15 protein-coding genes, 1 rRNA gene, 1 pseudogene and 1 riboswitch are annotated in these 18,071 nt (G+C 69.8%); of the genes and pseudogenes, 4 read left to right on the top strand and 13 right to left on the bottom strand.

What is annotated here, in order from left to right; genetic code table 11:
- Positions 1 to 156: 156 nt before the first annotated feature.
- Positions 157 to 373: pseudogene (locus AC0ZLC_RS33080) on the top strand (hypothetical protein); the annotation flags it as partial.
- Between the two features lie 284 nt (positions 374 to 657).
- Here the strand turns inward: AC0ZLC_RS33080 and AC0ZLC_RS33075 are convergent.
- The gene (locus tag AC0ZLC_RS33075) at positions 658 to 2,175 is read right to left on the bottom strand and encodes a glutamate-cysteine ligase family protein (protein WP_476755626.1); all 1,518 of its coding nucleotides are present in this window, start codon (positions 2,173 to 2,175) and stop codon (positions 658 to 660) included.
- 496 nt (positions 2,176 to 2,671) lie between these two features.
- Here AC0ZLC_RS33075 and AC0ZLC_RS33070 point away from each other — a divergent pair, with 496 nt between their 5' ends.
- Together AC0ZLC_RS33070 and AC0ZLC_RS33065 are read left to right on the top strand one after the other, a co-directional pair.
- Complete coding sequence (locus AC0ZLC_RS33070) at positions 2,672 to 3,256, top strand: hypothetical protein (RefSeq protein WP_476755625.1); 585 nt, start codon at positions 2,672 to 2,674, stop codon at positions 3,254 to 3,256.
- 405 nt (positions 3,257 to 3,661) lie between these two features.
- Positions 3,662 to 3,868, top strand: a complete 207-nt coding sequence (locus AC0ZLC_RS33065) for a DUF5999 family protein (RefSeq protein WP_476755624.1) — start codon at positions 3,662 to 3,664, stop codon at positions 3,866 to 3,868.
- A 97-nt stretch (positions 3,869 to 3,965) separates the two neighbouring features.
- On the opposite strand, the gene gcvP is transcribed toward AC0ZLC_RS33065, so the two are convergent.
- On the bottom strand, positions 3,966 to 6,851 hold the full coding sequence (gcvP, locus tag AC0ZLC_RS33060) for an aminomethyl-transferring glycine dehydrogenase (protein WP_476755623.1): 2,886 nt from the start codon (positions 6,849 to 6,851) through the stop codon (positions 3,966 to 3,968).
- Positions 6,852 to 7,031: 180 nt separating this feature from the next.
- Positions 7,032 to 7,126: riboswitch (glycine riboswitch) on the bottom strand.
- Between the two features lie 116 nt (positions 7,127 to 7,242).
- Between gcvP and AC0ZLC_RS33055 the strand changes: the two genes are divergently transcribed.
- Positions 7,243 to 7,611, top strand: a complete 369-nt coding sequence (locus tag AC0ZLC_RS33055; RefSeq protein ID WP_388786219.1) for a PRC-barrel domain-containing protein — start codon at positions 7,243 to 7,245, stop codon at positions 7,609 to 7,611.
- Here AC0ZLC_RS33055 and AC0ZLC_RS33050 read toward each other — a convergent pair.
- The 11 genes from AC0ZLC_RS33050 to rrf form a co-directional block, all read right to left on the bottom strand.
- Positions 7,536 to 9,041, bottom strand: coding sequence for a DNA polymerase IV (locus tag AC0ZLC_RS33050; protein WP_476755622.1), 1,506 nt, complete (start codon positions 9,039 to 9,041; stop codon positions 7,536 to 7,538). The genes AC0ZLC_RS33055 and AC0ZLC_RS33050 overlap by 76 nt on opposite strands.
- Before the next feature lie 101 nt (positions 9,042 to 9,142).
- Entirely contained in the window at positions 9,143 to 9,775 is a 633-nt protein-coding gene (locus AC0ZLC_RS33045; RefSeq protein ID WP_476755621.1) for a MerR family transcriptional regulator, read from the bottom strand.
- A gap of 217 nt (positions 9,776 to 9,992) precedes the next feature.
- Entirely contained in the window at positions 9,993 to 10,466 is a 474-nt protein-coding gene (locus AC0ZLC_RS33040) for a bifunctional nuclease family protein (protein ID WP_006123076.1), read from the bottom strand.
- A gap of 83 nt (positions 10,467 to 10,549) precedes the next feature.
- Positions 10,550 to 11,299 (bottom strand): transcriptional regulator FtsR, encoded by a 750-nt coding sequence (ftsR, locus tag AC0ZLC_RS33035; protein WP_476755620.1) that lies wholly within the window; start codon positions 11,297 to 11,299, stop codon positions 10,550 to 10,552.
- Between the two features lie 38 nt (positions 11,300 to 11,337).
- Positions 11,338 to 12,312, bottom strand: coding sequence for an FHA domain-containing protein (locus AC0ZLC_RS33030; protein WP_476755619.1), 975 nt, complete (start codon positions 12,310 to 12,312; stop codon positions 11,338 to 11,340).
- Between the two features lie 61 nt (positions 12,313 to 12,373).
- A complete protein-coding gene (locus tag AC0ZLC_RS33025) occupies positions 12,374 to 13,249 on the bottom strand; it encodes a DUF881 domain-containing protein (RefSeq protein WP_476755618.1) in 876 nt (291 codons plus the stop codon).
- 5 nt (positions 13,250 to 13,254) lie between these two features.
- Positions 13,255 to 13,587: a small basic family protein gene (locus AC0ZLC_RS33020; protein ID WP_003988855.1), complete on the bottom strand. Its 333-nt coding sequence runs from the start codon at positions 13,585 to 13,587 to the stop codon at positions 13,255 to 13,257.
- Positions 13,584 to 14,420 carry a DUF881 domain-containing protein gene (locus AC0ZLC_RS33015; protein WP_476755617.1) on the bottom strand — a complete coding sequence of 279 codons (837 nt, stop codon included), beginning with the start codon at positions 14,418 to 14,420 and terminating at the stop codon, positions 13,584 to 13,586. The genes AC0ZLC_RS33020 and AC0ZLC_RS33015 overlap by 4 nt, the downstream gene beginning before the upstream one ends.
- A 159-nt stretch (positions 14,421 to 14,579) precedes the next feature.
- Positions 14,580 to 17,075 (bottom strand): sugar phosphate nucleotidyltransferase, encoded by a 2,496-nt coding sequence (locus AC0ZLC_RS33010; RefSeq protein WP_476755616.1) that lies wholly within the window; start codon positions 17,073 to 17,075, stop codon positions 14,580 to 14,582.
- A gap of 110 nt (positions 17,076 to 17,185) precedes the next feature.
- Positions 17,186 to 17,794 carry a cardiolipin synthase ClsA gene (gene clsA / locus AC0ZLC_RS33005; RefSeq protein ID WP_476755615.1) on the bottom strand — a complete coding sequence of 203 codons (609 nt, stop codon included), beginning with the start codon at positions 17,792 to 17,794 and terminating at the stop codon, positions 17,186 to 17,188.
- Between the two features lie 150 nt (positions 17,795 to 17,944).
- Positions 17,945 to 18,061 (bottom strand): 5S ribosomal RNA (gene rrf / locus AC0ZLC_RS33000).
- Between the last annotated feature and the right edge of the window lie 10 nt (positions 18,062 to 18,071).

The raw sequence follows: 18,071 nt of genomic DNA, 5'->3' as shown, positions 1-18,071 counted from the left end.
CCTCATCCCCGTACACGCCCCGCCAGGGTCTCGAAAGAAGTTGCGAAGACCGTGCGCGACAGGCCGTCGGGGGACGGGCACCGTCGAGGCGTACCTCCCTCGTGTCCTGCCATACGGCTGTTCACGGCTCGGGGCTCATCAGGGAGGGCAACCGCCATGGGACGTCACAGCTTGCCCGACGAGTACGGAGCGGGTGCCCCCGCCCCCCGCCCTCGCGTCCGCCGCCGCAACGTGGCCGTCGCCACCGTCCTCGTACTCACCGTCGCGGCGGGCACCGCGGCCGCGATGCGCGGCGGATTGTTCGTCCTCGGATCCTCCTGCCGGGACGAGGTGACGCCTCCAGGTCGCCGCCTCCCCGGACATCGCCCCGGCCGGCGCGACGGGGCTGCCCGCGCTCATCCGGCTCAGTGCCGCGGCGGCCGGCACGAGGGGCGGCGGCACCCGGGGTTACCCCGCGACCCCTCGGTCACCGAGCGGGGCGATCCGGGGCACAACCGGGCGCTGGTCCTCTCCACGCAGGAGGTGTTCGCCCACAACGCCTGACCTCCGCCCGGCCGTCCGCCGGGGGGCGCCGCGCCCCCCGGGAGCAGGCTCGCGTGGGGCGCGGCGGCACCCGGGGGCAGGCTCGCACGGGGGCGCGGCGGCACCCGTCGGAGGTCACCCGAGAGGCACCGGCTCCGGCAGCCCCACCGGCCACGTGTGCACCGGCTCCCCGGCGTGCATCAGCTCGGAGTACCGCTTGGTGGTCGCGGCCAGTGCGGCCTCCCGGCCGAGCCCCTTCTCCGTCGCCAGGTGGAAGGTGGCCGCCTGCCAGCTCGCACCGTTGACCCGGCGCCGGCACCGCTCCTCGATCACCCCGAGATAGAAGTCCCGGTCGGCCGGCTCGATGCCCCACGCGTCCAGCCCGGCCGCCGCCAGCGGCAGCAGCTCGTCGCGGACCAGGTCGACGGCGTCCACCTGGGCGGTCCCGCCGTGCCGGCCCGGCTGCGGCCACTCCAGGCGGGCGTCGATGCCGTCACGGCACGCGGCGTCGAAGTTGGCCGCCGCGGCCTCGAAGGGCAGCCGGGTCCACACCGGCTTCGCCTCGTCGGCCAGCGCCCGCACGAGGCCGTAGTAGAAGACCGTGTTGGCGATGACGTCGGTGACCGTGGGACCGGCGGGCAGCACGCGGTTCTCGACGCGCAGGTGCGGCACACCGTCGGCGATGTCGTACACCGGCCGGTTCCAGCGGTAGATGGTGCCGTTGTGCAGGACCAGTTCGGACAGCTTCGGGGTGCCGCCGCCGTCGAGCACCTTCAGCGGGTCCTCGTCGTCGCAGATCGGCAGCAGCGCCGGGAAGTAACGCAGGTTCTCCTCGAACAGGTCGTGGGCGGACGAGATCCACCGCTCCCCGAACCAGGTCCGCGGCCGCACCCCCTGGGCCTGCAACTCCGGCGGCCGGGTGTCCGTGGACTGCAGGAACAACGGGGGCCGCGACTCCCGCCACAGCTCGTGCCCGAACAGGAACGGCGAGTTGGCGCCGACCGCGACCTGCGCGGCGGCGATCGCCTGCGCGGCGTTCCACACGTCGGCGAACCGCCCCGGGGTGACCTGCAGGTGCAGCTGTACGGAGGTGCAGGCCGCCTCCGGTGCGATGGACCTCGACGTGCAGACGAGACGCTCCACCCCGTCGATGTCGAGTGCGAAGTCCTCACCCCGGGCGGCCACGATCTGGTCGTTCAGCAGGGTGTAGCGGTCGACGTCCGACAGGTTCGAGGACACCAGGTCGTCGCGGCCGAGGGTCGGCAGAATGCCGATCATCACGATTCCGGCGTCGACCTCCTTGGCCTTGCGGTGGGCATACGCGAGGGAGGTGTTCAGCTCTTCGGAGAGCTGGTCGAAAACCCGCCCCGCCAATCGGTGTGGCGCTATGTTCACTTCCAGATTGAACATGGCGAGTTCTGTTTGGAAATCCCGGCTCGCTATCCTGTCGAGTACTTCGGCATTCATCATCCGCGGCATGCCGTCCGGTCCCGCGAGATTCAGCTCGATCTCCAGGCCCATCAGATTCCGCGGACGCTCGAAGCGCTCCTCCGCCAGCAACCTCTCGAGTCCCGTCAGGCACTCCTGGAGCTTGCTGCGGTAGCGCTGTCGATCGGACAGGTCGAACGACCCCGCCACGACCTTCTCTCCCATCGAAGTTCCCTCCTTGGATGGGTAGGCCGATGCTCCGGCCGCTCTGTTACACGGTCACGGTGGATGATGCCCCGACATCGCGATCCATAACGTCCCGGCCTGGCCCCGGGCCCGCTAGGCTGAGGCCGAGTACCCCGGGGCACATTCACCAGGCATGGTGCCGCGCGCAGTTTCACGCCCGTTCGCGCTCGTGATAAACGCCGACGAGAACAGGCCGACCACTTGGACGCGGTATTCCGAGGTCAGCTCCTCGCGGCCCGCACGAAACAGGGATCAAACTCCCCTTTCGCCGACCGAATAGGCGCTTGTTCTTCATACCCGGAACAGCTAGCTGAAACATTGTGTGAACACGTGTCGTATAAACTCTGCAAACGAGGCAGAGAGTAGGCGCACGCCGTCATCGCATCCGCCCCTCTGACCCCGAGAGCTGACAGTGTCGTCCGCCCCCGCCCCCACCCTCGCGCCACCCTGCCTGTCGAATGAGAGGCGACCCACCATGCCGCTGCACGTCCCCCCGGCTCCCGCGCCCGCCCTGCGCTCTGTCCTCACGGCACTCGGTTCCCCCACCGCTGTCCGCGAGGCGCACACCCCGTCCCTGCGCAACGTCCAGGGACCGGTGTCTCCCGAACTCCCCTTGCCCGTATACGTCCTTGACCGGATCACGCCCGCCGGCGCCGCCGCCACCCGCCTCACCGGCTGGCGCTTTCTGATCCGCGGCGGCGAGCGCGCGGTGGCCGCCGCCGAGACGATGCTGACCCCCGACGGCTGGGCCTTCTCCCACTTCTTCGAGGGCCCGTACGTCACCTCCACCGAGCGCGCCCTGCGCCAGGCGGAGAACATGCAGCAGACCTTCCAGCCGCGCCTCCTGTCCGTGCCGGAGCTCTACATGCTCACGCTGTGGCTGCACGGCGACTGCGTCGCGGACAGCAGCACGGGGCACCCGCTCGCCACCGATGTGCTGGTGCCGCTGGCCCCCGCTCCGCCCGGCATCGCGGCGCACCGTCCGCACCGTGTCGCCGAACTCCTGCCCGTCCTCACCCACCGGGTGACACCCGCACCCCTGCTCGGTTCGCCCGCCTAGGCAAGCCCGGGCCCGGTTCGGCGGCAGCTCGCCGTCACGCCTCGCGCCCCGCAGCCGTCGACCCGGCTGCGGGGCACTTCGCTGCCCTGTGCGGGACACTCCGCTCTTCCGGGCTGTCCCGCGCTCGTACGAGTCGCCGGGCCCGTTTCCCCGTCCGGACTAGCCCTATCCGGCTATCCCGAACCACCCGAAGAGACAGTGCAGTTGGAGTGAACCGTCCGCACGGGTGATGCGTCATGAACCTGTGAGAAGTGCTGCTGCCAAATCCCTGCGGATCGCCGCCCGTGGGGCAACACTGGTACCAGACCGACTTGTCGACGGGGGGCGGCCATGGACAGCGTTCCGAGCCGCAGGACAGCTACGACAGCCAGCTCATACGTCACGACCCAGCGAAAGATCCCATCCATGTGCCAGCACCAGCCACCGTGTCCGACAGCCGACTCCGCCGACCGGGAAGCCGCCCTCCATGTGGCGCATCACCCGGAACAGGGGTGGAGCCTGCTGTGCAACGGCGTCGTGCTCTTCGAGGACACCGGTGAGCTCCTGCCCGACGGTCGGATCATCGCCCCGCACCGCCCCCTGGGCACGGGACAGGTGATGACGGCCGCCTGAGCCGCACGGGCGGCCTGCTGCGACAGCCGCCGCGCACGAGAGGGGCCGGCCCGGAGACGCACTCTCCGAACCGGCCCCGACGTACGCCCGGCGGCGACTACTCGTCGTAGGCGTCCAGCGGCGGACAGGAACAGACCAGGTTGCGGTCGCCGTACGCCTGGTCGATCCGGCGCACCGGCGGCCAGTACTTGTCCGCCGCCGAGACAGCGCCCGGGAAGACCGCCTCGGCACGGCTGTAGGCGTGCTCCCAGTCGCCGCCCAGCGCCGCCGCGGTGTGCGGCGCCCCGCGCAGCGGGTTGTCCTCGGCCGGCCACTCGCCGGAACCGACCTTCTCGATCTCGGCGCGGATGGCGATCATCGCCTCGCAGAACCGGTCGAGCTCCACCAGGTCCTCGGACTCGGTCGGCTCGATCATCAGCGTCCCCGCGACCGGGAACGACATCGTCGGCGCGTGGAAGCCGTAGTCGATCAGGCGCTTGGCGATGTCGTCGACGCTCACACCGGTCGCCTTGGTCAGCGGCCGGAGGTCGATGATGCACTCGTGTGCGACGAGTCCGCCCGGCCCGGTGTACAGCACCGGGTAGTGCGGCTCCAGCCGCTTGGCGATGTAGTTCGCGGACAGCACGGCGACCTGGGTGGCCCGCTTGAGGCCCTCGCCGCCCATGAGCCGGACGTACGCCCAGGAGATCGGCAGGATCCCGGCGGAACCCCAGGGCGCGGCCGAGACCGGGCCGACACCGGTCTTCGGGCCGGCCGCCGGCTGCATGGGGTGGTTCGGCAGGTACGGCGCGAGGTGCGCGCGTACGCCGACCGGTCCGACGCCGGGACCGCCGCCGCCGTGCGGGATGCAGAACGTCTTGTGCAGGTTCAGGTGCGAGACGTCGCCGCCGAAGTGCCCCGGCTTGGCCAGGCCGACCAGCGCGTTCAGGTTGGCGCCGTCGACGTACACCTGCCCGCCCGCCTCGTGCACCTGGGCGCAGATGTCGGTGACGTGCTCCTCGAAGACGCCGTGCGTGGAGGGGTACGTGATCATCAGCACGGACAGTTCGTCGCGGTACTGCTCGATCTTGGCGCGCAGGTCCTCGACATCGATCTCGCCGTCCCCGGCGGTCTTGACGACGACGACCTTCATGCCGGCCATCACGGCGCTGGCGGCGTTGGTGCCGTGCGCGGAGGACGGGATGAGGCAGACGGTGCGCTGATCGTCACCGTTGGCACGGTGGTATCCGCGTACGGCGAGCAGACCCGCCAGCTCGCCCTGCGAACCGGCGTTGGGCTGCAGCGACACGTTGTCGTACCCGGTGACCTCGGCGAGCCGCTCCTCCAGCTCACGGATGAGCGTCAGATAGCCCTGCGCCTGCTCGGCGGGCGCGAAGGGGTGCAGCTGCCCGAACTCCGGCCAGGTGACCGGCTCCATCTCGGTGGTCGCGTTGAGCTTCATCGTGCAGGAGCCCAGCGGGATCATGCCGCGGTCGAGCGCGTAGTCCCGGTCCGAGAGCCTGCGCAGGTAGCGCAGCATCGCGGTCTCGGAGCGGTACAGGTGGAAGACCGGGTGCGCGAGGTAGTCGTCGGTACGCAGCAGCGCCTCGGGCAGCGTGTCGGCGGCCGACGCGTCCAGCGCCTCGATGTCGGCCTCGACGCCGAAGGCGGTCCAGACGGCGCCCAGCTGCTTGCGCCCGGTGGTCTCGTCGCAGGCCATCGACACGTGGTCGGCGTCGACGAGGTGCAGGTTGACCCCGCCCTCGCGGGCGGCGGCCACGATCGCGGCGGCCCGGCCCGGCACCCGCGCGGTCAGCGTGTCGAAGTAGGAGCCGTGGACGACCTCCACTCCGCCGGCCTCCAGGCCCGCGGCGAGGATCGTGGCGTAGCGGTGCGTACGCCGGGCGATCGTCCTGAGCCCCTCGGGGCCGTGGTAGACCGCGTACATGCCCGCCATCACGGCGAGCAGCACCTGGGCGGTACAGATGTTGCTGGTGGCCTTCTCGCGGCGGATGTGCTGCTCACGGGTCTGCAGGGCGAGGCGGTACGCCTTGTGCCCGTCCGCGTCGACGGACACGCCGACGAGCCGGCCCGGCAGGCTGCGGGCGAACTTCTCGCGCACCGCCATGTAACCGGCGTGCGGCCCGCCGAAGCCCATCGGGACGCCGAAGCGCTGGGTGGTACCGACCGCGATGTCGGCACCGAGGTCGCCGGGCGCGGTGAGCAGGGTCAGAGCGAGCAGGTCCGCGGCGACGGTGACCACCGCGCCGAGCTCGTGCGCCTGGTCGATCAGGGGCTTGATGTCGCGTACGGCACCGGAGGCACCCGGGTACTGGACCAGTACGCCGTTGATCTCGCGGCCGGCGACGTCGGCCGGAATGCCCTCGCTCAGGTCGGCGACCACGACCTCGGCGCCGGTCGGCTCGGCGCGGGTCTCGATGACGGCGATGGTCTGCGCGAGGGTGTCCGCGTCGACGAGGAAGAGGCCCTTCTTGTTCTTGCCCATGCGCCGGGACAGCGCCATCGCCTCGGCGGCGGCGGTGCCCTCGTCGAGCAGCGAGGCGCCGGACGTCGGCAGGCCGGTCAGCTCGGCGACGACGGTCTGGAAGTTCAGCAGCGCCTCCAGGCGGCCCTGCGAGATCTCCGGCTGGTAGGGGGTGTAGGCGGTGTACCAGGCCGGGTTCTCCATGACGTTGCGCAGGATCACCGGCGGCGTGAAGGTGCCGTAGTAACCGAGGCCGATCATCGAGTCGAGCACCTCGTTGCGGTCCGCGAGGGAGCGCAGCTCGGTCAGTACCTCGGCCTCGGTGCGGGCTCCGGGCAGCTCGAGCGCGTCGGCGTTCTTGATGACGTCCGGCACCGCGGCGGCCGTCAGCTCGTCGAGCGAGCCGTATCCGACCTGCGCGAGCATCTTGGCCTGGGCCTCGTGGTCGGGCCCGATGTGGCGCTGCTCGAAGGGGATGCCCTGTTCGAGCTCGGAGAGCGGAATGCGATGGGCGGTCATTGCGGAGGCCTCCTGGTCTGACGCGACCTTCGGGGGGTACCACGACGCGGGTACCCCGACGGCCTCCCCCTCTGTCATCTCAAACCTGAGAGCTTCACCGGCCCGCCGTAGCTGACGACCCGGTTTTCACCGTCGGTGAGGACGGGAGCCGACGACACCCGCCCTGCTTTCCAGAGTGACCTCGTCCGTGCGGTACGTGTGCCTGAGAGATTCCGGGGAGGATTTGCTCCTTCGGCGCCTCCGGTCTCGCCGGAGGACTCTCCCGCACGGGGTCAGCAGCCGTTTGCCAGCCTACCAGCGAGGACAGCGCACGGGCTTTCGAGTGGCCACCTTCCTGAATGTGCTCTTTCGTAGTGCTTACGGATGAGTTTTGCGCCCACGAGGAGGGCCCGTGCAGACCGACATCGATCCGCGCAACCTGATCGGCCGCAAGGCGTTCGACCGCAAGGGCACCAAGATCGGCACGGTCGACGAGGTGTACCTCGACGACGCCACCGGGATGCCCGAGTGGGCGGCCATACGCACGGGTCTGTTCAGCCGGGACGCCTTCGTGCCGCTGGAGCCCAGCGAGGTCGTGGAGGGCACGCTCCGGGTCCCCTTCGACCGTGCCCTCATCAAGGACGCGCCCGACTTCGGTGTCGGCCGCCACCTCTCTCCGGAACAGGAACTCCAGCTCTACCACCACTACGGGCTCGACCTGGCGTCCCCTCCCCCGCCGGACCGCGACTTCGGCACGCTCGCCGGTTCGGACGAGGCCTGACCGGCCCGTCCCCCTGACACCTCCTCCGCATCCGTCCCACCCGGCACCGGCCAGGCGGCCTCCGCCGGGACCGCGGTCTGTGGCGCCCCCGCGACCAGGGGCAGCGGGTCCGCCGGCTCCAGTGCGGGATCCTCGGTCCGGAACGTCCGCACCCGCCCCGGTTGCGAGTACGGCGTCTCGAACCGCACGGTCACCCGCCCGAGTCCACTGCCCTGGACCCAGCCGTGCCCGTACTCGGCGTGCCGTACGTCGTGCCCGGCGGGCCAGCGCCGCTCGGCCGGCCGGGCCGGCTCCCCGACCGCTTCCCGCGCCCCGTCTTCCTCGGCCTGCTCCTGCGCCAGGAGCTCCCCGGCGGCGGCCTGCGCCTGTGCGAACAGGTCCTCCTGCGTGTAGTCGGCCAGCCCGGTGACCCCGACGCCCAGCAGCCGCACCCCGCCGGTCGTGTCCACCGCGTCGAGCAACCGGGCGGCGGCCTCGCGCACCACGGAGGGGTCGTCCGTGGGCCCGCGCAGCGTCTCGGACCGGGTCAGCGTGGAGAAGTCGTACCGCCGCACCTTGAGCACCACGGTCCGCCCCGAGCGCCCGGCGCCCCGCAGCCGCCGCACACACCGGTCGGCGAGCCGCCGCACCTCGGCGGCGACCCGCACGCGGTCGTGGATGTCCACCTCGTAGGTGTCCTCGACCGACACCGACTTCGCCTCCCGCTCGGCCACCACGGGCCGCTCGTCGTGCGCCAGCGCCATCGCGTACAGCGCGTGCCCGTGCGCCCTGCCCACCAGCCGCACCAGCTCGTCCTCGCCGGCCTCGGCGATCTCCTCGACCGTGGTGATCCCGGCCCGCCGCAGATGGTCCCCGGTCGCGGGCCCCACGCCGGGCAGCGTCCGCACCGGCATGGGCCCGAGCAGCGCCCGCTCGGAACCCGGCTCGATCACCACGAGGCCGTCGGGCTTGGCCTGCTCCGAGGCGATCTTGGCGAGCATCTTGGAAGCGGCGAGCCCCACCGAACCGGTCAGCCCCGTGACGGCTTTGATGTCCGCGCGCAGCTTCCCGGCCACCAGCCGCGCCGAGGTCTCGTCCCACGCCGTCCCTCCGGCTTCCAGATCGACGAACGCCTCGTCCAGGCTCAGCGGCTCCACGAGCGGCGACAGCGCCCGCAGCAGACCCATCACCTGCTCGCTGACCTGCCGGTAGAGCTCGAAGCGCGGCACGAGATAGGCGGCGTGGGGTGCGAGCCTGCGCGCCTGCGCCATGGGCATCGCCGAGTGCACGCCGAACACCCGCGCCTCGTACGATGCGGTCGCCACCACACCACGTACACCCAGCCCGCCCACGACCACGGCCTTTCCGCGCAGGCTCGGCTTGGCCGCCTGCTCGGCCGAGGCGTAGAAGGCATCCATGTCGAGATGCAGGATCGTGGGCGTGGTTCTCACGTGTCCGATGCTGCCCTACGCCACTGACAATGCCTCGTCGAGCTGGGGGCAACCGCCGAAGGCGCCGTCCGTCGCCGGAGCACGGGCGGGACCGGGTGACGTCAGACCGCTCGGTTGCGCCGCCGGGCCAGTTCGTCCGCCGGGTTCTGTCCGACGAGGGTCTCGCCGGTGTCCACCCGCTCGCCGTGCAGCTGCGACAGCGCAGCCTCCACGTCCCGCCAGACGACCCCCACGGCGATCCCGAAGACGCCCTGGCCTCCCTGGAGCAGCGCGTGCACCTCGTCCGGGGAGGTGCACTCGTAGACCGTCGCGCCGTCGCTCATCAGCGTCATCCGCTCCAGGTCCCGGAACCCGCGCTCACGCAGGTGCTGAACCGTGGTGCGGATGTTCTGCAAGGACACGCCCGTGTCGAGGAACCGCTTGACGATCTTCAGGACCACGACGTCCCGGAAGCTGTAGAGACGCTGCGTCCCCGAGCCGTGGGCCGGTCGCACACTCGGCTCGACCAGGCCGGTGCGCGCCCAGTAGTCCAGCTGCCGATAGGTGATACCCGCCGCCGCACACGCCGTGGGGCCGCGATACCCGATCTCCGCGGAATCCGCCTCTCCGTCCGGCACCGGTGTCGGCCGCTGTGGAGCGGGGCCGGCTGCGTTGCCGTGAAGCGGGTACGGGCCGCTCTCCCCCAGACTGCGTCCGGGGGCACCCCCAGCCGTACCGTCGCCGCTGCTTCTCACGCCGACCTCCGTCCTTGAACTGCCTTCTCGACGGTAGGCAGTCGCCCGGGGCGCGTCAACGATCGCCACACTCGCCACGCCGGGTGATAATCACCCTAGGAGTGGTTTACCGTGCCCCACCGCGGGGAAAGGCTAGCCGAATGCGCTCCGTAGGGGCCGTAGAACGCGTCACCGGCCTGCGGCATGTGCCGGTCGCGGCTCTCGCCGTTCGGGGGCATCACTGGCTGTTGGTCCCGAAGTCCTCGGGAGAGATCTGGTCGAGGAACTCGCGGAACTTCTCCACTTCGTCCTCCTGCTCGTCCGGGATCGCGATACCCGCATCGTCGAGCACACCGTCGCTGCCGTAGATCGGCGTCCCGGTGCGCAGCGCGAGCGCTATGGCGTCGGACGGCCGCGCACTCACCTCGACCCCGCTGGCGAACACCAGCTCGGCATAGAAGACGCCCTCACGCAGATCCGTGATGCGCACTTCGGTGAGCTCCTGGCCGACGGCCTCCAGCACGTCCTTGAACAGGTCGTGGGTCAGCGGTCGCGCGGGGGCCATGCCCTGCTGCGCGAAGGCGATGGCCGTCGCCTCCCCCGGCCCGATCCAGATGGGGAGGTAACGGTCGCCTCCCACTTCGCGCAGGAGCACGATCGGTTGGTTGGAGGGCATTTCGACCCGGACACCTACGACATCGAGCTCGTTCACACAGTAACCCTAGGCCGTGCCCGGGACGTTTGGGTAGTCGGGCACAGAACGGGTGGACGATCCGCCACCGGCGAACGCCCCGCTCAGGGAAGTCGAACACCCAGCGCGGTCTGCACCAGAGCGGCATGGAGCTTCGCCGTGAGCCCCGCCAGCTCCTTCGTACGGGCCTCGGCATGAGCCCTGGTCTGCGGGTTGCGGTGGCGCCGCAGCGGGGACACCACCTGGTCGACGAGACCGGCCTCACGGTCGGCGGCAGCCTTCATCGCACGCAGGTGCCTTGGCTCGATCCCGAAGCGCCCCAGTTCGACCACGAGCGCGGCGACAGTGAGCGTCTCGGCGTCATAGCCGCCGTCCGGCAGTGGAGTGACGAGCCCGTAGGACTCCCACTCCGCGAGCTCCGGCTCACCGATCCCGACGGCGGCCAGCAGCTCGTCGCGGCCGATGCGCGCCGCCGTGGGCGGCTCCGGCTCGACGAAGAGCTCTCCGAGCCGTTCACCGTCGCCGACGTCGCGCTGACGCCCCAGGGCGGGCAGGCGTACGTCCTCGCCGCGCTCCAGCGCGTCCAGGTGCTCCCGGATGACCTTCAGCGGCAGATAGTGGTCGCGCTGCATCCGCAGGACGTGCCCGAGGCGCTCGACGTCGTGTGCACTGAACTTGCGATACCCCGACGGGGTCCGCTGCGGCTCGATCAACCCCTCCGTCTCCAGGAACCTGATCTTGGAGACGGTCACTTCGGGGAACTCGTCGCGCAGCACGTTCAGCACCGCGCCGATGCTCATCATGTCCGCGGCGGCGGTACCGCTGCCGGCACCGCCGCTCGGTGTGTGAAGCATGGACCTTCCCTGGGTCCCCCCGGACGGAGTTCGGGCGGTCAGATACTTCGCTGGCTCGCGTAGAAGACCAGCCGGTACTTGCCGATCTGCACCTCGTCACCGTTGGACAGGGCGACCTGGTCGATCCGCTCCCGGTTGACATACGTGCCGTTGAGGCTGCCGACGTCGGCCACCGTGAACGAGCCGTCCGCGGCGCGACGGAACTCCACGTGGCGACGCGACACCGTCACGTCGTCCAGGAAGATGTCGCTCTGCGGATGACGCCCCGCCGTCGTCAGCTCACCGTCCAGGAGGAAGCGGCTGCCCGAGTTCGGGCCGCGGCGCACCACGAGGAGCGCCGAGCCGAGCGGCAGCGCGTCGACGGCCGCCTGCGCCTCCGGGGAGAGCGCGGGCGACTGCGTCTGGCCCGTCACCTCGGAGTCGTAGGCCTCGAGGCCGGAGATGGAGATCGTCGAGGTCGTCTCGGACGGACGCTCCGCGGGAGAACCGCCCCGCAGGGGCGCACCGCAGTTGGAGCAGAAGCGGCTGTTCTCCGCGTTGCGGTTGCCGCACCTCGTGCAAACCAGGGCCGACATGGACGGGTCCTCCTGCCGCGGCTGCCCCCCAGGGGCGGGTGACGCGTACGGGCCGGAGGCGTACCCCCCGCCCGTACCCGAGGTCGACGGATCCCCGAAACCTATGGGGCCGGACGCGGCAGGGTCAACAGACCGCGCGCCCTGGCCACCGGACATGTCACCGCCCGGACCAGCGACCTGGTCCCGGAACAGCGGGCGGTCACCGCTCTGCGCCTCCCCGTCCGCGGGGCGCGGTGCACGGTGGCGGGCAGTCGCGTTGTCGCTGCCCTCTCGTGCGCTCTTGCCGAACAACTTCGCAAACAACTTCACGGGCGATTCCCCTTGACCGAAACAGACCCGCCCGTGGGGCAGGACGAACCCTGATTGAACACACCGGTCGACCCGGACATCCTCACAACGTCCGTATCCACCTGACAGTTTCCACCACGCACCACCCAATCGGTGCGCCGACCCCCCGCAACCTCATGCCCTGACCCGTGAGCCCCCATGCGCCGGGGGCTCACGGGGAGGACGACCGAGCGTAGTCAGGCCGCTCCACCGCTCGCAAGGCGTCCACAACGATCTTCGTCGAGCGTTCCACCGTGACGGTGGCCTGCTCCTTCTCCAGCGTCTGCACCACACCTCCGGGGATGTTGAGCGCCGGCTCCAGGTCCTGCGGCTTGCCGATGACCTTGAAACGATAAGGCTGTTTGATCTTGTTCCCGTCGACGCTCACTCCGCCGCCGGAATCCGTCAGATAGGTGTCGGCGACCACCCGCACGCCGTTGACCTGGATCGCCTCCGCCCCGGCCGCACGCAACTCCTGGATCGCGTCGAGCAGCATGTCCGCCTGGACCGTCCCCTTCGTGTCGTCGACGGTCACCGTGATTCCGGGTCCCTGCGCCGCCACCGTGCCCGCGAGAATGCCGAGTTGCTTCTCCTTCTCGACCGTCTGCCTACGAGCCTCCTCGGCCTGGTTCGAACTGTTCCGCAACTCGGTGCGCTGGTCCTCCAGCCCCTGCTTCTCGTCCTCAAGACGCTGCGTACGGTCGTCGAGTTCATCCAGGATGCGTACGAGGTCTTCCTGACGGGCACCCCGCAGGGCGCTGCCACTGTCACTGTTGGACGCCACCTGCACGGCCAGGCCGAACCCGAGGCCGAACAGCAGCAGCGCCACGATGAGTTGGGCGCGGGTCACCCGGGGCGGCCACAGCCCCTTGGCCAGCCTCTGACGGCCGGTCAGCGGGGGGTCTTCCTTCGTCCGCTCCTCCTGGACCGTCTCCGGCCCGGGAGGCGTCGGCGCCGCCGGGACCTCCTCGGGCAGTTCCCTGCGCAGGCGGTGCTCCGAACTCTCGGGCGGGCCGGAATTCTTGGGTGTCTTGTCCTCGTCGCTCATCGGCCTCACGCCCGGAAGACGTGCCGGCGGATGGCCGCGGCGTTGGAGAAGATCCGGATGCCCAGGACGACCACCACGCCCGTGGAGAGCTGGGCGCCGACGCCCAACTTGTCGCCCAGGAAGACGATCAGCGCGGCCACGACCACGTTCGACAGGAAGGAGACCACGAAGACCTTGTCGTCGAAGATGCCGTCGAGCATCGCGCGCAAACCACCGAACACGGCGTCGAGCGCCGCCACGACGGCGATCGGAAGGTAAGGCTCGACGACGGCCGGGACCTCGGGCCGGACCAACAGTCCAGCCACGACTCCCACGACGAGGCCCAGTACGGCGATCACGATGTGCCCTTCTCTGTGCTCGGCTCTGCTGTTCGTACGATCACACTCGTTGCCGCGGGCAGCCGGAGGTCATCCTCTACGGAAATACCGGTCCGGATGTCGAAGTTCTCCTGCAACGCGTGCAGATACAGCCCGTCCGCGCTGTTCTGGAACTTCGTGCTCAGCCGGTTGCCGTCCCCCACGGCGAGCACCGTGTACGGCGGCACGAGCGGCTTGTTGTCGACCAGTATCGCGTCACCCGCGGCGCGGATCGCCGACAGCGCCGTCAGCCGTTGCCCGTTGATGGAGATGGCCTCGGCACCCGACTGCCACAGGCCGTTGACGACGCGCTGCATGTCCCGGTCCCGCACGCGTCCCGTGTCGGAGAAGTCGGACGTCTCGCGCGGATCGCCGTTGCCGCCCGAGGAGGCGTCCTTTGCATCGTTCACGACCAGCTTCACGCCGGGTCCGTGCACCGCGGTGGCACCCGACAGGATGCCCACCAGGTCGGCCTGGTCGCCGCCCCCGTCCTTCTTCAGCGCCTCGCGCTGCCGGGCGCTCACATCGTCACGCAGGGTGTCGACGGCGTCTTCCAGCTTGTCGGCGGTCGCCGTTTCGCTCTCGATGCGGTCGATGAGTTCCTGGCGCTCCTTGGCGACCACGGGGGCAGCCACGCGGGCCTGCGCCGCACCGACCGTGACGACCAGTCCCGCCAGCACCAGACCCGCTGCGAGACCCAGCTTCGCCCGCAGCGTCTTCGGCATGCCGCCGGCGCCGTCGGACTTCTCCCGCGCGGCCGCCTCGGCGTAGCCGTCGTCGAGGCTGTGATCCATGACGTTGGTGAGCAGCGACATGGAGGCATCCGGACGCGCGGGTCGCGTGGGGGTGCTCCGAACGGGGTGCTGCTGCGGCATGCCGCACATCGTCGCACGTCGCGACGGCTACCTCCGAATGGCCCCACCGGCGTGCCGGACAGGCCCCCTTGGAGGCACTTGTCCGGCACGCCCCTCGGCTCAGCGCCCCGCGCTGTCCACGATCGCCGCCCACTCGTCGAGCAGGGCCTGGGCCGACGCGTCGTCGGGGCCCTCGGCCCACAGATGCGTCACCGCCTCCGCGGGATCGGGAAGCACCATCACCCAGCGGCCGTCCGCCTCCACGACCCGCACACCGTCGGTCGTGTCGACCGAGCGATCGCCTGCCGCCTCCACGACCCGCCGCATGACGAGCCCCTTGACGGCCCACGGAGTGGCGAGGTCACGCTTGAGCACGTGCGCCTTCGGGATCCGCGCGTCGATCTGGCTGAGCGTGAGCTGCGTACGCGCCACCAGCCCGAGGAGCCGGACGAAGGCGGCGGTGCCGTCGAAGACACTGCTGAACTCCGGGATGATGAAGCCGCCGCGGCCGTCACCGCCGAAGATCGTCGTCTCGTCGCGGCCGACCCGGGTCAGGTCGTCGGGCGACGTCGTCGTCCACTCGACCTGCGTCCCGTGGTAGGCCGCCACCTGTTCGGCGATCCGCGTGGTGGTCACCGGCAGCGCCACCCGCCCGCTGCGCCGCTCCGCGGCCACCAGGTCCAGGAGGACGAGCAGGGCCCGGTCGTCCTCGACGATCCGCCCCTTCTCGTCGACGAGCGAGAGACGCTCGCCGACCGGGTCGAAACGCACGCCGAACGCGGCTCGCGCGGACGCCACGATCTCGCCGAGCCGCACCAGCCCGGAGCGGCGCGTCTCCGCCGTCTCCGTGGGCCTCGACTCGTCGAGACCGGGGTTGATGGTCAGCGCGTCGACGCCCAGCTTGCCGAGCAGGCTGGGCAGCACGAGCCCGGCACTGCCGTTCGAGGCGTCCACGACGACCTTCAGCCCGGCCTCTGCGATACCGGTGGTGTCGACGTTCCGCAGGAGGGAGCCCGTGTACGAGTCGTAGACACTGGCCGGGAAGTGCAGATCGCCGATCTCGCCCGGGAACGCGCGCCGGTACTCCTGCCGTGCGAACACCCGGTCCAGCTTCCGCTGGCTCGCCTGGGAGAGGTCGGCGCCATCACCGTCGAGGAACATGATGTCGACCGAGTCCGGTACACCGGGCGAGGTCCGGATCATGATGCCGCCGGCGCTGCCCCTGGCGGTCTGCTGCCGGGCCACCGGCAGCGGTACGTTCTCCAGGTCGCGTACGTCGATGGCGCTGGCCTGCAGCGCCGAGATGACCGCGCGCTTCAGCGCGCGCGCACCACGGGAGTGGTCACGGGCCGTGGTGACGGTGGCCCCCTTCTTGAGGGTCGTCGCGTACGCCCCCGCGAGGCGCACGGCGAGCTCCGGGGTGATCTCCACGTTGAGGATGCCGGAGACACCGCGGGCGCCGAACAGATGCGCCTGCCCGCGCGACTCCCAGATCACCGAGGTGTTGACGAAGGCGCCGGCCTCGATCGTCTTGAAGGGGTAGACGCGTACGTTCCCCTGGATGATCGATTCTTCACCGACGAGGCACTCGTCACCGATGACTGCGCCGTCCTCGATCCGCGCGGCGCGCATGATGTCGGTGTTCTTCCCGACCACGCAGCCGCGCAGGTTGCTGTGCTGCCCGATGTACACGTTGTCGTGGACGACGGCCCTGTGCAGGAAGGCGCCGCTCTTGACGACGACGTTGGAGCCGACGACGGTGTGCTCGCGGATCTCCGCGTCCGCTTCCACCTTGGCGTAGTCGCCGATGTAGAGCGGGCCCCTGAGCACGGCGTCGGGATGCACCTCGGCACCCTCGGCCACCCACACGCCCGGGGAGATCTCGAAGCCGTCGATCTCGACGTCGACCTTGCGCTCCAGGACGTCGGCCTGCGCCTTCACGTAGCTCTCGTGGGTGCCGACGTCCTCCCAGTAGCCCTCGGCGATGTAGCCGTAGATGGGCTTGCCTTCCTTCATCAGCTGAGGGAAGACGTCACCGGACCAGTCGACGGAGACGTCGGCCTCGACGTAGTCGAAGACCTCGGGCTCCATGACGTAGATACCCGTGTTCACCGTGTCGGAGAAGACCTGGCCCCAGGTCGGCTTCTCGAGGAAGCGCTCGACCTTGCCCTCCTCGTCCACGATGGTGATGCCGAACTCCAGCGGGTTCGGCACCCGGGTCAGGCAGACGGTGACCAGCCCGCCCTTCTCCTTGTGGAAGTTGATCAGGTCGGTGAGGTCGAAGTCGGTCAGCGCATCGCCGGAGATGACGAGGAAGGTGTCGTCCTTCAGCGCTTCCTCGGCGTTCTTGACGCTCCCGGCGGTACCGAGTGGCTTCTCCTCGTTGGCATAGGTGAGCTCCATCCCGAGCTCTTCGCCGTCCCCGAAGTAGTTCTTGACCAGCGAGGCCAGGAACTGGACGGTAACAACGGTCTCACTGAGCCCATGCCTTTTGAGCAGCCGAAGCACGTGCTCCATGATCGGGCGGTTCGCCACGGGCAGGAGCGGCTTGGGCATGCTTGAGGTCATAGGGCGAAGGCGTGTGCCTTCGCCTCCGGCCATCACGACGGCCTTCATGTCGGAAGCGTCCTCCTTGAAGAGACGGTCATGCCGACTTCACCCGTCCAAATTGTCCCGCACATTCCGTCGGCGGGCCAACGAGCACTTCAGCCGCGCAATGGGCGAGCTCAATCGGCCATGGTGTCCGCCGTGACAAGACGGCGGACCTGAACCACGTAGAGGACTCCTGCCCACCAGTAGAGGGTTGTACCCCATCCGGTGAATGCCCATCCGAAAATAGCTCCGAGTGACGCGATCCAGCCGTCTGCGTCACTGAGCAGCAGCAACGGGAAGGCATACATCAGGTTGAAGGTCGCCGCCTTCCCGAGAAAGTTGACCTGCGGCGGCGGATAGCCGTGGCGCCTGAGGATGCCCACCATGACCAGCAGGACCAGCTCGCGCGCCAGCAGTACGGCCGTCACCCAGAGGGGAAGGATTTCCCGCCAGGTGAGGCCGACCAGGGTGGACAGGATGTAGAGCCGGTCGGCGGCGGGGTCGAGCAGCCGGCCGAGGCTGCTGATCTGGTTCCAGCGCCTGGCGAGCTTCCCGTCCAGGTAGTCGCTGATACCGCTGAACATGAGCACCAGGAGGGCCCATAGGTCGCTCTTTGGTCCCCCGAACTCGGGCCAGAGGATCAGCCACAGGAAGACGGGCACGCCGACGAGACGCGCCATGCTGAGGATGTTCGGGATGGTGAGGACCCGGTCTGTCTGGACGCGGGTCTCCTGGACCTCCACCCGGGGGCCTCCTGTGGGAACGAGCCGACGATGCTCCCTGACCTTACCCGCAGCACTCATGGCATGAAGCGGAGGGGTGCGGGCGTCACCGGAAAACAAAAAAGCTCCGGCTCCTGGGCGAAATGCCCAGGAGCCGGAGCTCTAAAAGAAGTTCGGCGGCGTCCTACTCTCCCACAGGGTCCCCCCTGCAGTACCATCGGCGCTGTAAGGCTTAGCTTCCGGGTTCGGAATGTAACCGGGCGTTTCCCTCACGCTATGACCACCGAAACACTATGAA

The organism is Streptomyces sp. GLSS-08, from assembly GCF_056387915.1.
The sequence above is the reverse complement of the archived record's forward strand: the minus strand, read 5'-3'. Positions and strand labels throughout refer to the sequence as shown.